This is a genomic window from Streptosporangium sp. NPDC002607 (assembly GCF_053592655.1).
This window is the reverse complement of record NZ_JBSFWD010000058.1, coordinates 1-13706: the sequence shown is the minus strand read 5'-3', so window position 1 is coordinate 13706 and position 13706 is coordinate 1. Positions and strand designations below refer to the sequence as shown.

Below are 13706 nucleotides of genomic sequence, written 5' to 3'. Positions count from 1 at the left end.
ATGGGCATCCAAGACATCATCGAGGGCAAGAAGCAGTGGCGGGCGCACATGGCGCGGGTCAAGGCGCTCCCGCCGGACTACCAGATCGTCTACAAGGAGATTCAGAGGTACATCTTCAAGGTTGGACCGATCGACTTGCTTGACGGGCCCCTGCTCTCAGGGATCATCGATTTCTTCGAGGAGGGCGTCGCGGCCGGCAAGGGAGTCCTGGAACTCATCGGCAACGACGTCGCTGCCTTCTGCGACGACCTGGTCAAGGACTCACGCACCTACGCGGACATCTATCAGGAGTCCATCAGCGGGGAACCCGGCACGGCCGAGAAGTAACACCCGTCGACCCAAGGCACCGGCGGGCGCCCTGACCACCGGGACGTCGTTGTCGTGGCCAGTGGGCGTATGCCCGGACGGCCCTCGGCGAGCTGAGCAGCTTGTAAGCACTCCTCCAGGCTGCCACGCCGGGCCCGGGGCGTGGACCCAATCGGGGCGTTGGGAAAGATCATCACAGAGGATCAGAAACACCCTCCTACCAACAGAACATCCCCGCCGACCTCGCACGGAAGGGCTAAACGAGGGTTTTCGTTCCACTGCAGGTCCTACCCCGAGTCACCCTCGTTCGGGGTAGTGGCGTTACCTCCCTCACTCCCGCCGCCTTGCTTACCCTGGGGTTATGGGCCAGATCGACCACCGCGCCGAGGTCCGCGAGTTCCTCAGCTCGCGGCGCGCGCGCATCACCCCCGAGCAGGCAGGACTATCCGCCTACGGCGGCAACCGCCGCGTCAAGGGATTGCGACGGGAGGAGGTCGCGATGCTCGCCGGCGTCTCCATCGACTACTACGTCCGCATGGAGCGGGGGAACCTCTCCGGTGCCTCCGACAGCGTGCTGGACGCCCTGGCCCGGGCCCTGCGGTTGGACGAGGCCGAGCGTGAGCACCTGTTTTCCCTGGCCCGGGCCGCCGGCTCGGGCCCTCGCCGCCGCCGCACGCCGCCGACCAGTGTGCGGCCCGCGATCCAGCAGGTGCTCGACGCCATCACCGACGCACCGGCCTGGGTGCGCAACGGCCGCCACGACATCGTCGCCATGAACCGCCTGGCCCGCGCCCTCTACGCCCCCGTCCTGGCCAACCCGCGCCGCCCGGCCAACACCACCCGGTTCCTCTACCTCGACCCGGCCGCGCGCGAGTTCTTCGTCGACTGGGACCGGATCGCCAACGACGCCGCCGCCATGCTCCGGCTCGAAGCGGGCCGAAACCCGCACGACCGGGCGCTGATCGAGCTGGTCGGTGAGCTCTCGACGCAGAGCGAGGTCTTCCGGCAGCGCTGGGCCTCCCACGACGTGCAGTTCCACCGCAGTGGTCAGAAACGGCTACGCCACCCGGTTGTCGGCCAGCTCGACCTGGACTTCGAATCGATGGAGCTGCCCTCCGAGCCCGGGCCTGACCCTCAACGTCTACACCGCCGCTCCCAACAGCCCCACCGCCGACGGACTCAGGATGCTCGCCAGCTGGGCAGCCACCCAGGACCTCGCCGAGGCGCAGCAGGCGACCCCAGACCAGACCTGACCCGCGTCACCGACATCCTGGCTCCGCATCCCAACTCGTCGTACTCCCTGTGGACCCGGGACGTGGAGGAGCGGGTACTGCCGGTGCTGCGCGAGCTGGGCATCGGTTTCGTGCCCTACTCGCCGCTCGGCCACGGCTTCCTCTTCCTCACCGGCCAGATCCGCTCTCCCGAGCAGTTCGACGACACCGACTGGCGCACGACCAACCCGCGCTTCACCGGCGAGAACTTCCAGCGCAACCTGACCCTCGCCGGCGAGGTCCAGGCCATCGCCGCCGAGGCGGGCGCCAGCCCGGCGCAGGTGGCCCTGGCCTGGCTGCTGGCCAAGGGCGAGCACATCGCCCCGATACCCGGCACCAAGCGGGTCGCCCGAGTGGAGGAGGACATCGCCGCCGACGGCATCGAGCTGACCGCCGACCAGATCGACAAGCTGAACAACCTTCCCCCCGCCGCCGGAGAGCACCACAACGAAGAGCAGATGCAAATGATCGAACGCTGACCCCTGGAAAGATCGACCATGACCGGATCCGGTCCACTCATCACCCTCAACAACAGCGTGCAGATGCCCGCCCTGGGCTCGGCGTCTAGCCGAGGATGCCGCCGTAGGCGATTTCTTCCCGGGCTGCGCACACCCTGGGCGTGGCGTGCCACCGGGTGCGTACCGACGTACGGCGACCGGCGCACTTGAGGGGACTCCTGCGTGCGTGGCGAAGCAGGTGGCAAAACCGATCAGGAATCGAGAAGCATGGCAGTCAGAGCCGCAATTAGCCTGACCGACATGGAAATCACGATTCACTCCGCCTTTCTCCCGCACACCGACCCGGACGCGTCCCTCGCTTTCTACCGCGACACCCTCGGCTTCGAGGTCCGCAACGACGTCGGGTACGACGGGATGCGCTGGATCACGGTCGGCCCCGCCAACCAGCCCGGTACGTCCATCGTCCTGGAGCCGCCGGCCGCGGATCCCGGAATCACCGACGACGAGCGCATCACCATCGAGGAGATGATGGCCAAGGGCACCTACGCCGGTCTTCTGCTGGCCACTGCCGATCTCGACAGCACGTTTCAGCGAGTAGAGGCCAGCGGCGCCGAGGTCATCCAGGAGCCGATCAAGCAGGCCTACGGAGTTCGCGACTGCGCCTTCCGCGACCCCGCCGGCAACATGATCCGCATCCAGGAACTGCGCTGAGCCTCCGGCCGTCCCGATCCCCACACGAGATCGACCGCACGCGCAGCATCACCGGATGCTCTATGCCCACGGAGTCAAACATGGCCCTCAAGCCCGACGTCATCACCCTCGGAGCGCCCGAGGTGCACGCCGCGCGCAGGTTTTACGCCACCGCGCTCTCACCCACCATCACCGACGACGGTGACTCGGTGAACCTCGACATGCACGGGACCGGGCAACTCGAACTGTCCGCGACCGAAAGGCTCGCCGCGGACGCAGGCACGAAACCGGCGACATCGGGATTCCGCGGCTACATGCTGACCTACACCGTCAACCAGCCCACCGAGGTCAAGACCCTGATGGATGCCGCCGTCCACAGCGGAGCAGAGGTTCTCAAGCCCGCGAAGAAGGCCCTCTTCGGTTCGTTCTCTGGAGTGTTCCGGGCACCGGACGGCGCCATCTGGAAGCTGGCGGCGGCCACTAATAAGGACACCGGCCCCGCGGCGGAAACCCCGCGGCCGACCGAGACCACAGTCATCCTCGGCGTTTCTGCGCCGAAGGCATCCAAGGCTTTCTATGAAGCCCTGGGCATGACGGTCGACCGGGACTACGGCAACAAGTACATCGACTTCCACCCGACCAACGCAGCGGCCAGGCTCTGCCTGATGGAACGCGGGGTCCTCGCGAGGGATGCGGGCACTGCCAAAGACGGCGACGGCTTCCAATCGATGGTCTTCACCCACACAGCCGAGTCCCGTGAAGAAGTCGATGCCCTCCTGACGGCTGCGGCCGCTGCCGGCGGCCGGATCACAGTCACCGCTGCAGAAACAACCGGGTGCGGATATTCCGGCTACTTCACCGACCCGGACGGCTTCCAGTGGAAAGTGACGCACTGAGTCCCACGAGTCGTACACCGTCCGACCCCGGAGTACGTCCGCCTCGGACGGACCCCGCGGAAGTGGCGCGATGCGTTCCTGGCCTACTTCACCACCGAAAGGTCATCCAAGGCTTCATCGAACTCGCCCGCCGCCTCACAACTACGACAACCACCGCTCCGCATTCTCTTCATCGTCGGAGGTCTCGACCCCACCTGAAGTACGAAGAGCCGGCCATCCTGGCGATGAATTGATCAGGAATCGAAAAAGCGCCGATCCCACCTGCAATTAGCACGATGACCACGACGACCGACAAGAGGAGCAGCACGCAAATGAGCGCCGCATCGAAAGCCAGCGAGAAAAACAAGCAGAGCAAGTCCTCTGAGGAGGGATTCTCCGAGGTGGAGCGTGCCGCCATCAAGGAGCGCGCGGCAGAGCTGAAGGCAGATGCTCGCCGCAGTCGTGGCACAGGCAAGGCGGCAGTTGATGAGCGGGACGTGCTCGCGAAGATCGCCGAGATGCCGCCAACGGACCGTGCTCTGGCTGAGCGCGTCCACACCATTGTCACCTCAGCCGCCCCAGACCTTTCGCCGAAGCTGTGGTACGGCCAGCCGGCCTACGCCAAGGGCGGGAAGGTGGTGTGTTTCTTCCGCAGCGGGCAGATGGACAAAACGCGGTACTCAGTGTTCGGCTTCAACGAAGAAGCGAATCTCGACGACGACAGTGGCATGTGGCCAACCTCCTACGCCCTGACGGAGTTGAGCGAAGCCGCCGAGGCGGCGATCAGGGAGCTTGTCAAGAAGGCCGTGAGCTGAGGTCCCGGCAAGCCTGGGGGCGCGGTTGATACAGCATCAGGCCGTCGGCCATGGACTCGGCCGTCGGCATCGATGATATTTACGCGAAGAAACCGCTATCGCGGAAACACGATCCCGGCTCCCTCGCGGTGCCGGCCAGCAGGGTGGCGTGGGTAAGGTATCCGCGCGCGTCGTAGTGGTAGGTCGTGCGCCGCCCGAACGGGTCGACGACGGCGGCCGGCCGCTGGTCGGTGCCGCGTTGAGCACGGGCACCGGGTGGGAGTTCAGGCCCGCGTGGGATCGGCCAGATGCGTCGATGCCGTCGCTGCTGAGTGGGTGGCCCAGGCTGAGCCCGACCAGCGCCGCCGCGTTCACCGCCAGCGCGGGCTAGAGGTCGTCGCGAACGACGAGGACCAGCTTCGTGGCCAAGGGCATGGTGGATCTTCCGTTCTCGCTCACGTGGATGCGGGACGCGGGGTGGAGGCAGGGGTGTCGAGGCGGAGCCGGGCCAGTTCCGCCGCGGCCTGGGCGGGTGTCATCTGTCGATGTTCCGCCGTATCGAGGAGGTCGGCGACGGTGTGCTCGATGGCCTCGACGCGTTCGCGTGCCTCGTCGGGGGTTTCGTGGTGCAGTTCCATGGTGAGCGCGTTGATGATTCCGCCCGCGCTGACGACGTAGTCGGGTACCCAGACGATGCCGCGTCGGTGCAGGAGGTCGGCGACGGCCGCGGTGGCCAGTTGGTTGTTGGCCGGCCCCACGATGGCGGAGCAGCGCAGCCGCGGCACGATGTCCCCGGTGAGGATGCCGCCGAGCGCGGCCGGGACGAGGATGTCGGCGTCCGCGGTGAGGGCTTGCTCGGGCGAAGCCCAGGTGGCGCCGAGTTCCTCGCTTCCCGCCCGTTTCGCGGGGTCGATGTCGCTGACCAGGAGGTCGGCTCCGTCATCGGCGAGCAGGCGCGCCAGCCGCATACCGACGCTGCCCAGCCCTACCAGCGACACGCGCACGCCTGTGAGCGTGCGCGTGCCGTGGAGGCGTCGGCTTATCGCGCGCAGTGCCGCCAGCGTGCCGAGCGCGGTAGCCGGCGAGGAGTCGCCACTGCCGCCATGCTGTGCCGGCTTGCAGAAGACATGAGGGGTGCGCTCACCGATGACCGCCATGTCCTGTGGAGTCGTTCCGACGTCCGGACCGGTCGCATACACCCCGTCCAGTGAAGCGATGGCGTCGGCCACGTCGTCCAGCACCGCGCGACGCATGGCCGCGTCCAGCTCGGCGCCCCGGGGCACGGCGACGACGGTCTTGCCGCCGCCGTTCGCGAGTCCGGCCACGGCGCATTTGGCGGTCATGCCGGCCGACAGGCGCAACGCGTCGGCGAGGCCGTCCTGCCAGTCGGCGTAGCGCCAGAGCCGGCATCCGCCGACCGCCTGGCCGAGCGTGGACGAATGCACGGCGACGATGACCGGCAGGCCCGAGCGCGCTCCCGTGCGGATCAGGACCTGTTCGTGGTCGAGGATGGACATATCGAACCTCCGTGTCACATGAGCGATGCCGCCCCGCAAGCATCGGACATCCAGCCGCACAATGAAGGTTTGACCGTACGAATGATCGGAATCACCGGCAGAATCCCGTACATGGACGAACTTGATTCGGAGATCATCAGCCTTCTCCAGACAGATGCGCGGCAGTCCAACCGCGAACTGGCACGCAGACTCGGCGTCGCGCCCTCGACCTGTCTGGAACGCGTCAGGGCGCTCACCCGTCGTGGCGTAATCCGCGGTTACCACGCCGAGATCAACCCGGCCGCGCTCAATCGCGGCGTCCAGGCCATGGTCTCGGTACAGGTGCGCCCCCTCAGCCGCACCATCATCGATACCTTCAAAAGCTCCGCGAGCGCCATGCCCGAGGTGCTCAGCGTCTTCGTGCTGGGCGGCGGCGATGACTTCCTCCTCCACGTCGCAGTCCAGGATCTCGACCACCTGCACGCCTTCCTGCTCGACCGGCTCAGCAAGCGCCGGGAGATCGCGGGCTTCCGCACCTCAGTGATCTTCCAGCAGGTACACAACGCCGCCCCGACCAGACTCCCTGACGTGCCCGACCTCCCGCAGCCGCCGGCCGGGAAACCCTCCACCGCAACGACCTGAAATGTGGTGGAGGACATGCCGGTGGTGGATGGCAGAACGCAACTGGGGCATACGACCAGCACGCACGCCCGGTCATCGGCCGGCCGAAGTCGGCACAGAGCAGACCCTGGTCGACTGTGACAGGGAAGCGCCCGTTCCCTGTCACCTCCAACGCTCTTGATGGCGTCTCTGACCTGGTCGTACAGGGCTCGCGTGTACCTGGTGACTGCTCCTTAACGACAGGCCGTAATCTGACGTAGCTGCGGCAGCCGCCGGATCTACGTCATTTGACGCAATCGAGCCCCCTTCGTGCTCGTCTACCGTTCCGGACATCTTCCCAATCGAGCCCGAGCCTGGATTCTCGGGCGAAGGAGGCAGTGCAGTGAACGCAGGTTCGGACGTGAAGAACATCGTGCTGGTGCACGGCGGGTTCGTCGACGGCTCCGGCTGGCAGGGGGTCTACGACCACCTGACCGCCGACGGCTACCGGGTCGCCGTGGTGCAGAACCCGACGCTGTCGCTGGCCGGGGACGTGGCCGCGACCCACCAGGTCCTCGACGGCCTGGACGGCCCGGCCGTCCTGGTCGGGCACTCCTACGGCGGCGTCGTCATCACCGAGGCCGGCAACCACCCCAACGTCGTCGCGCTCGCCTACATCGCGGCGTTCGCCCCCGACAAGGGCGAGTCGGTCAGCTCGTTGATCGCCGACCCGCCGCCCGGCGCGCCGGTCCCACCGATCCTGCCGCCCAAAGACGGGTTCCTGTTCCTGGACCGCGGCAAGTTCGCCGCGTCATTCGCCGCCGACCTGCCCGCGGCGCAGGCCGCGTTCATGGCCGACTCGCAGGTACCGTGGGGCGTCGACGCGCTCGGCGGCGCGGTGTCCGAACCGGCCTGGCGGACCAAGCCGTCGTGGTACCTGGTCGCCACCGACGACCGCATGATCCCCCCGCCCGCGCAGCGCGCCATGTCGGAGCGGACCGGCTCGACGGTCACCGAGACCCCGGGAAGCCACGCCGTCTACGTGTCCAACCCCGCCGCCGTGGCCGCCGTCATCGCCCAGGCCGCCACTTCCGGCCAGTAGACGTCCGCGCCGGACAGGCTGGACAGATACGGCAAGGCGAAGGAAGGTCGGGGGATGGACTGGTTCGACGCACGCCACGATCAGGTGGCGAACCTGGTCGGCCGCGAACCGGAGATCCATCGACTGCACCTGTTCGTCAGCCGGATCGCCGGGGGCGCGGGGGAGGCGTTGCTGCTGGCGGGTGACCCGGGCGTCGGAAAGACGTCCCTGCTGGACCATGCCGCCGCTCTCGCGACCGGTTCGGGGATGCGGGTGCTGCGGGCGACCGGCTCGCAGTTCGAGGCGGACATCTCCTACGCCGCGCTCCACCAACTCCTCCACCCGTGCCTTGGCGAGGTGCCCCGGCTGAGCCCTCTGCTGGCCGGGGCGCTGAACGTGGCGCTGGGCCTGGGCGAGGGGCAGCCGCCCGCGCAGCTCCTGGTCGCCAGTGCGGTCCTGGCGCTGCTGCAGGCGACGGCCGAGAAGCAGCCGCTGCTGCTCGTGGTCGACGACCTGCCGTGGCTGGACCGTGCCAGCGCGCTCGTGCTCGGCATGGTGGCCCGCCGCCTGAACGGCCTGCCGGTGGGCATGGTCGTGGCCTGCCGCAGCGGCGAACCCAGCTTCTTCGACCTGGGCAGCCTGGCAGTCGTGTACGTGGACCCCCTGTCGGAGGAAGCAGCGACCGAGCTGCTGACCGGCCGCTATCCCGTGATGACCCCGCGCGTGCGGCGGCGGCTGCTGGACACGGCCCGGGGCAACCCGCTCGCCCTGCTGGAGCTACCCGTCTCCCTCGGCGACCTGGGCACCACGGTCGCCGGGGCGCTGCCCGCGGCGCTGCCGCTCACGCACCGGCTGCAGAGCGTCTTCGCCTCCCGGGTCCGCGCGCTGCCCGCGCCGTTCGTCGAACTGCTACTGCTCGCCGCGTTGGACGGTACGGGAGACCTGCGGCTCGTCCGGGCGATCGACACCGACCGCGGCGGCGGGGCACTGCACGCGGCCGAGCGGTCCGGCCTGGTACGCGCGGACGAGTCCGGTGAACGGCTGACCTTCCGCCACCCGCTCATCCAGTCGGCGATCGTGGACCTGTCGACCAGCGAGCAACGCCGCCGCGCCCACGCCGAACTCGCCGCCCGCCTCGCCGACCGCCCCGAACGGCACGCCTGGCACCTGGCCGAAGCCACTGAGGAACCCGACGAGAAGGTCGCCGCCCTGCTGAAGGAGGTCGCCATCACCAACCTGCGCCGCGGCGACTCCGTCGGCGCCGTCGCCCAACTGCTGCGCGCCGCCCAGCTCAGCCCGCCTGGCAAGGGCCGCAGCGGACGGCTGGCCGAAGCCGCCTACCTGGGCTCCCTGGTCACCGGCGACCTGCGCGACGCGCCCCGCCTGCTGGAGCAGGCCCGCCTCGCCGACCCCGGCCCCAGCGACCTGCTGTCGGTTGCGGGCGCCCGCGCCTTCCACCTCCTACACGGTGACGGCGACATCGACACCGCCCACCGGCTGCTGATCACCGCCATCCAGGACCAAGACGCTGCGCGCGACGCGAGCGACATCGTCGTCATCGAAGTGCTGTACACGCTGCTCATGGTGTGCTTCTTCGGCGGCCGGGCCGACCTGTGGCCGCCGCTGCATGAGGCCATCGACCGCCTCAGACCGCGCCCACCCGGACTCCTGGTGATCTTGTCCCACGCGTTCGGGGACCCGGCCCGCCTGACCCCGGACATGCTGGCCCGCGCCGACGCGGCCGTCGCGAGCGTCAGCGACGAGGTCAGCTCGGCCCGCATCATCCGCACCAGCATCGCGGTGGCCTATCTCGACCGACTCTCCCCGTGTCACGACGTCCTGCAGCGCGTCATCCAGCACGGCCGTGAAGGCGGCGCGGTCAGTTCGGCGATCGAGGCGCTGTTCCTGCTCGGCCAGGACGCCTTCCACACCGGCCGGTGGGACGAGGCCCAGCGGCTGGTCGACGAGGGCCTGCGGTTGTGCGAGGCCCACGGCTACGACCTGCTGACCTGGCCGGGCCGCCTCACCGGCGCCCTGCTGGCCGCGGCACGCGGCGACGTCCGGAAGGCGGCCAGTACCGCCCGCGACATGGACGCCTGGGCCGCGCCCCGCCGCGCCGGGATCATCGGCGCCTACGCCTGCCACATCCGCGCCCTGGCCGCCCTCGGCGAGGGCGACTTCGAGACGGCCTTCCACAACGCGGCCGCCGTCAGCCCGCCCGGCACCCTCGCGCCCTACGCGCCGCACGCCTTGTGGGTGTTCCACGACCTCATCGAGGCCGCTGTCCACACCGACCGGAGCGCGGAGGCCGCGGCCCACGTCGCCGCCGCCCGCGACTGCCGTCTCGACCGGCTCTCCCCGCGCCTGCGCCTGGTGGTTCTGGCCGCCGCGGCCATCATCGCCCCGCAGGCCGACACCGCTGACCTGGAACGGGCGATCGCCGAACCCGGCAACGACCGCTGGCCGTTCGACCTGGCCCGCATCCAGCTCACCTACGGCGCCCACCTGCGCCGCGCCAAGCGCACCGGCGAGGCCCGCCGGCACCTGGCCGACGCGTCCCAGACGTTCCACCGCCTGGGCGCCGTCCCCTGGGCGGAGCGGGCCGACCGGGAATTACGCGCCACCGGCATCAGCCATTCGATCACCGCGACGGGTCTGGCCTCCCTGACCCCGCAGCAACTCCAGATCGCCCAGCTCGCGGCGGCGGGCCATACCAACAAGGAGATCGCCGCCCGCCTGTTCCTGTCCCCGCGGACGGTCTCCACCCACCTCTACCAGGTGTTCCCCAAGCTCGGCATCACCTCCCGCGCAGCCCTGCGCGATGCCCTCGCCGACCCGGCCGACTCCGAGTGACATCGAATCTCAGCCCGACTCGGCGTCTTCGGGGTTGAGGAACCTGCGGACAGCCGTTAACGCCGAAAAGGACCTTTTCGGCGGCTTCGGGCCAAGAGCGCCGGCTGGCCGTGTCCCGACTCCAGACACGGGCGAACTTCAGCGCGACCGGCCCGGTCAGCTGGGGGAGGGCCAGGGCGGCCTGGGTGGTCTGGACGCGTTCGGCGAGCGCGTCCTCGAACGCGGTGATGGCCTCTTCCAGGTCGGTGAGGCCGATGGCGAGCCTGTGCCATCACACCGGTCATCGCCCGACGGGGTGGGTGGCGCGCTCGGCGGGGTGGTTCGCGGCCCGAAGCCAGGCCGGTGCATCGGCATACGGGACGGTCTATACTCGTTTCCTTAGCGCTATCGCACGGAAAAGCGAACACACCCCCAGCTAAAAGGAGCGTATCAAGGAAATGTCGAGCCGTCAAGTGTCAAGCCCTCACATCGAAGCCGAGCAGTCCTACATCACCATGCTGTACTGCCACCTCGATGAGGCGCGTGAGCGGGCCGAGACCTCTCTGAAGGAGGCGCACCGCAGTCCCGGTGTCGGCACCGCTCGGGGCATGGTCGAGCGGGAGATGTTCTCCGGAGAGTACGCCAGGCGCCTCGCCAGGCTCAATGGGGTGGAGCACGGCCTGTGCTTCGGCCGGATCGACGACTCCGGCGGCGAGACCCTCTACATCGGCAGGATCGGGTTGCGCGACGGCGACGGCGAGCCGGTCCTGATCGACTGGCGGGCCCCTGCCGCCCGCCCGTTCTACACCGCCACGCCCGGCAACCCGGGTTCGCTGGTACGGCGCCGCCACCTGCACACCCGCAACCGGACCGTGGTCGGCGTCGACGACGAGGTGTTCGACCTCGATCGGATGAGCGACGCCGACCGCCAGTCGCTGGTCGGGGAGGCGGCGCTCCTGGCGACGCTGCGCCGGGCGAGGACCGGCAAGATGAGCGAGGTGGTGGCCACCATCCAGACCGAGCAGGACCGCGTGATCCGCTCGGGCCTGCACGGGACCCTCGTGGTCCAGGGCGGCCCTGGCACCGGTAAGACGGTTGCCGCGCTGCACCGCGCCGCTTACCTGCTCTACACGCACAGGGACGTCCTGGAGCGCAGGGGTGTCCTGATCATCGGGCCTAACGACCTGTTCTCCCGCTACATCGAGCAGGTGCTGCCCTCCCTCGGCGAGAGCGACGTAGTGATGACCACGCTCGGGCGGCTCTATCCGGGCATCGCGGCGACGGCAGAGGACGGCCCGTCTCAGGCTGTGATCAAAGGTGACCTGCGGATGGCCGAGGTGATGGCGGGAGCCGTACAAGATCGGCAGCGGGTCCCCGAAGGAGACCTCGAGGTCAAGATCCCCGCTCGGACGTCGGTGCGCGGCGGCAAGGAAGTCGTGGTCGACTGGACGACGCTCCGCGTGGACCACGGCACCTGCATCATCGCCCGCGACCGCGCCCGTGCACTGCGCAGCCCACACAACGAGGCCCGGCACGTGTTCGTGCTCGACATGCTGCGGGCGCTGGCCACCGCCGAGGCCGAGCAGTACGAGCGGCTGACGGATGAGGAGGAGCTGGGGGTGGTGCTGCCTGACGACGGCGACTCGTGGCTGGAACTGCCGCCGGACGAGGAGGAGATGCGGGTCGACGAGGAGGAGACGCTATGGGAGGCGTGCCGGGTGCTGTGGGAGCAGCCGACGGTACGGCAGGCGATGGACGAGCTGTGGCCGATCCTCACCCCGGAGCAACTGGTCGACGAGCTGCTGGCCGACTGGGAGGCGATGCTCTCGGCGGGTCTGGACGCCGGTGAGGCCGGGGAGCTGCTGCGCCCGCCGGGTGCGCCGTGGACGGTGGGTGACGTGCCGCTGCTCGACGAGGCCGCCGAGCTGCTCGGTTCCGACCTGACCGGCGATCAGGAACGGGATCGGGCCAACGCTGCCGAGCGGCGCGACGAACAGGCCTACGCCCAGGACGTGCTGACCTACAACAACGACTTCGAGATCCTGGACGAGGCCGGGGCGAGGCTCGGTGACCTGCTGGACGTCGGCACCCTGGCCGAACGCCACCACGACCGCGGCCCGGCACTGACCACCGCCCAGCGCGCAGCCGCCGACCGGACGTGGGTCTACGGTCACGTGATCCTCGACGAGGCCCAGGAGCTGTCGGCGATGGCCTGGCGTTCGGTCATGCGGCGCATCCCGACCCGCTCACTGACCGTGGTCGGCGACATTGCCCAGACCGGATCGGCAGCGGGCGCCCGCACCTGGGAAGAGGTGCTGGCTCCCTATGCCGAGGACCGCTGGCGCGAGGAGCGACTGATGATCAATTATCGGACCCCGGCCGAGATCATGGACGTGGCCGCCGATGTCCTGCGCGCCGTGGCTCCTGACCAGGTCCCCCCGCAGTCGGTCCGCACCGGCGAGACTCCGCCTCGCGCCATCCGTCAGACGTCACTCGGCTTCGCGGATGTGGTGAAGTCTGAGCTCACCGCGATCGGTGAAGGGCGGCTGGCCGTCATCGTTCCTGACGCCCGTCATACCGGGTTCGCCGAGGTCGATCTCGAGGCGCCGATGGTGGTGCTCACCGTGACCCAGTCCAAGGGTCTGGAGTTCGACGCCGTCGTGGTCGTGGCTCCCGACGAGATCCTCGCCCAGTCACCCAAGGGGGGTCACGATCTCTACGTGGCGATCACCCGAGCCACCAGGCGCCTTGCCGTGGTGCACGAGGCGGAACTACCTGACATGCTCGCCAAACTCGCCCGGTGACGGAGCCGGCTCTGGGAATGGGGCTAGGCGAAAGGTCTTGCATCGACCGGTAGGTGCTGCAGTGGAAAATCGTTCGCTCGGCGCGATGCTGCTGACGGGTGAGGTGCTGTGGCGGATTGGGCTGCACTTCCTGAACCGGACCGAACAAAATCGAGACGGTCAGCTCACCAGGTGATCCACATTCGCTCGCCCGGACGGCAGCGCCCGGTCGTGCATCACCGTGTAGCCGTTGCGCGTCAGGGGGCGCAGCATCCGGGCGGTGCGTCGCTCCCCGGCCGCGCCTTTGCGCCAGGTCCGTACCGCCTCGTGGGAGCGCCATCGGTGGAGCGCGTCGGCCAGGGCGACGAGCGCGGCCAAGATCAGCCCCCCACCCATCCCTCGGCTGCCGAGCCCGTTGCCGAGCCGGCCCGTCCGTACCGTCTCAGACGGTACCCGACAGGCGCAGCCGCCCGCCGGCGCGGACACGATCGGGGACGTCGATCGACATGGGCCTCAGCCC

General features: G+C 69.1%; 12 protein-coding genes. 9 read left to right on the top strand and 3 right to left on the bottom strand.

Annotation, left to right across the window (positions count from 1 at the left end; translation table 11 throughout):
* From ACWD3H_RS39935 to ACWD3H_RS39915, 5 genes are all read left to right on the top strand, one after another.
* Positions 1–327 carry a DUF1048 domain-containing protein gene (locus tag ACWD3H_RS39935; RefSeq protein WP_355558337.1) on the top strand — a complete coding sequence of 109 codons (327 nt, stop codon included), beginning with the start codon at positions 1–3 and terminating at the stop codon, positions 325–327.
* 340 nt (positions 328–667) lie between these two features.
* A complete protein-coding gene (locus ACWD3H_RS39930) occupies positions 668–2056 on the top strand; it encodes an aldo/keto reductase (RefSeq protein WP_451958723.1) in 1389 nt (462 codons plus the stop codon).
* A gap of 279 nt (positions 2057–2335) precedes the next feature.
* Entirely contained in the window at positions 2336–2746 is a 411-nt protein-coding gene (locus ACWD3H_RS39925) for a VOC family protein (RefSeq protein ID WP_355558330.1), read from the top strand.
* An 80-nt stretch (positions 2747–2826) separates the two neighbouring features.
* Positions 2827–3621, top strand: a complete 795-nt coding sequence (locus ACWD3H_RS39920) for a VOC family protein (RefSeq protein WP_451958722.1) — start codon at positions 2827–2829, stop codon at positions 3619–3621.
* Positions 3622–3932: 311 nt separating this feature from the next.
* The gene (locus ACWD3H_RS39915; RefSeq protein ID WP_451958744.1) at positions 3933–4415 is read left to right on the top strand and encodes an iron chaperone; all 483 of its coding nucleotides are present in this window, start codon (positions 3933–3935) and stop codon (positions 4413–4415) included.
* A 36-nt stretch (positions 4416–4451) separates the two neighbouring features.
* Here ACWD3H_RS39915 and ACWD3H_RS39910 read toward each other — a convergent pair whose 3' ends face one another.
* Together ACWD3H_RS39910 and ACWD3H_RS39905 are read right to left on the bottom strand one after the other, a co-directional pair.
* Positions 4452–4769, bottom strand: a complete 318-nt coding sequence (locus ACWD3H_RS39910; protein ID WP_451958721.1) for a hypothetical protein — start codon at positions 4767–4769, stop codon at positions 4452–4454.
* A gap of 80 nt (positions 4770–4849) precedes the next feature.
* Positions 4850–5911 (bottom strand): Glu/Leu/Phe/Val family dehydrogenase, encoded by a 1062-nt coding sequence (locus ACWD3H_RS39905; protein WP_451958720.1) that lies wholly within the window; start codon positions 5909–5911, stop codon positions 4850–4852.
* 18 nt (positions 5912–5929) lie between these two features.
* Here ACWD3H_RS39905 and ACWD3H_RS39900 point away from each other — a divergent pair, with 18 nt between their 5' ends.
* The 4 genes from ACWD3H_RS39900 (at position 5930) to ACWD3H_RS39885 (ending at position 13207) form a co-directional block, all read left to right on the top strand.
* Positions 5930–6532: an Lrp/AsnC family transcriptional regulator gene (locus tag ACWD3H_RS39900; RefSeq protein ID WP_451958719.1), complete on the top strand. Its 603-nt coding sequence runs from the start codon at positions 5930–5932 to the stop codon at positions 6530–6532.
* Positions 6533–6893: 361 nt separating this feature from the next.
* Entirely contained in the window at positions 6894–7592 is a 699-nt protein-coding gene (locus ACWD3H_RS39895) for an alpha/beta fold hydrolase (RefSeq protein WP_355558319.1), read from the top strand.
* Between the two features lie 54 nt (positions 7593–7646).
* The gene (locus tag ACWD3H_RS39890) at positions 7647–10424 is read left to right on the top strand and encodes an ATP-binding protein (protein ID WP_451958718.1); all 2778 of its coding nucleotides are present in this window, start codon (positions 7647–7649) and stop codon (positions 10422–10424) included.
* A gap of 437 nt (positions 10425–10861) precedes the next feature.
* The gene (locus ACWD3H_RS39885; protein WP_451958717.1) at positions 10862–13207 is read left to right on the top strand and encodes a HelD family protein; all 2346 of its coding nucleotides are present in this window, start codon (positions 10862–10864) and stop codon (positions 13205–13207) included.
* Between the two features lie 159 nt (positions 13208–13366).
* Here the strand turns inward: ACWD3H_RS39885 and ACWD3H_RS39880 are convergent, their stop codons facing one another.
* Positions 13367–13564 (bottom strand): nuclease-related domain-containing protein, encoded by a 198-nt coding sequence (locus ACWD3H_RS39880; RefSeq protein WP_451958716.1) that lies wholly within the window; start codon positions 13562–13564, stop codon positions 13367–13369.
* Positions 13565–13706: the final 142 nt, after the last annotated feature.

What these genes read in the sequence shown, in the direction of transcription:
- ACWD3H_RS39935 (WP_355558337.1), top strand. Translation starts at nt 1, where the DNA reads ATGGGCATCCAAGACATCATCGAGGGCAAGAAGCAGTGGCGGGCGCAC.
- ACWD3H_RS39930 (WP_451958723.1), top strand. Translation starts at nt 668, where the DNA reads ATGGGCCAGATCGACCACCGCGCCGAGGTCCGCGAGTTCCTCAGCTCG.
- ACWD3H_RS39925 (WP_355558330.1), top strand. Translation starts at nt 2,336, where the DNA reads ATGGAAATCACGATTCACTCCGCCTTTCTCCCGCACACCGACCCGGAC.
- ACWD3H_RS39920 (WP_451958722.1), top strand. Translation starts at nt 2,827, where the DNA reads ATGGCCCTCAAGCCCGACGTCATCACCCTCGGAGCGCCCGAGGTGCAC.
- ACWD3H_RS39915 (WP_451958744.1), top strand. Translation starts at nt 3,933, where the DNA reads ATGAGCGCCGCATCGAAAGCCAGCGAGAAAAACAAGCAGAGCAAGTCC.
- ACWD3H_RS39905 (WP_451958720.1), bottom strand. Translation starts at nt 5,911, where the DNA reads ATGTCCATCCTCGACCACGAACAGGTCCTGATCCGCACGGGAGCGCGC.
- ACWD3H_RS39900 (WP_451958719.1), top strand. Translation starts at nt 5,930, where the DNA reads ATGAGCGATGCCGCCCCGCAAGCATCGGACATCCAGCCGCACAATGAA.
- ACWD3H_RS39890 (WP_451958718.1), top strand. Translation starts at nt 7,647, where the DNA reads ATGGACTGGTTCGACGCACGCCACGATCAGGTGGCGAACCTGGTCGGC.
- ACWD3H_RS39885 (WP_451958717.1), top strand. Translation starts at nt 10,862, where the DNA reads ATGTCGAGCCGTCAAGTGTCAAGCCCTCACATCGAAGCCGAGCAGTCC.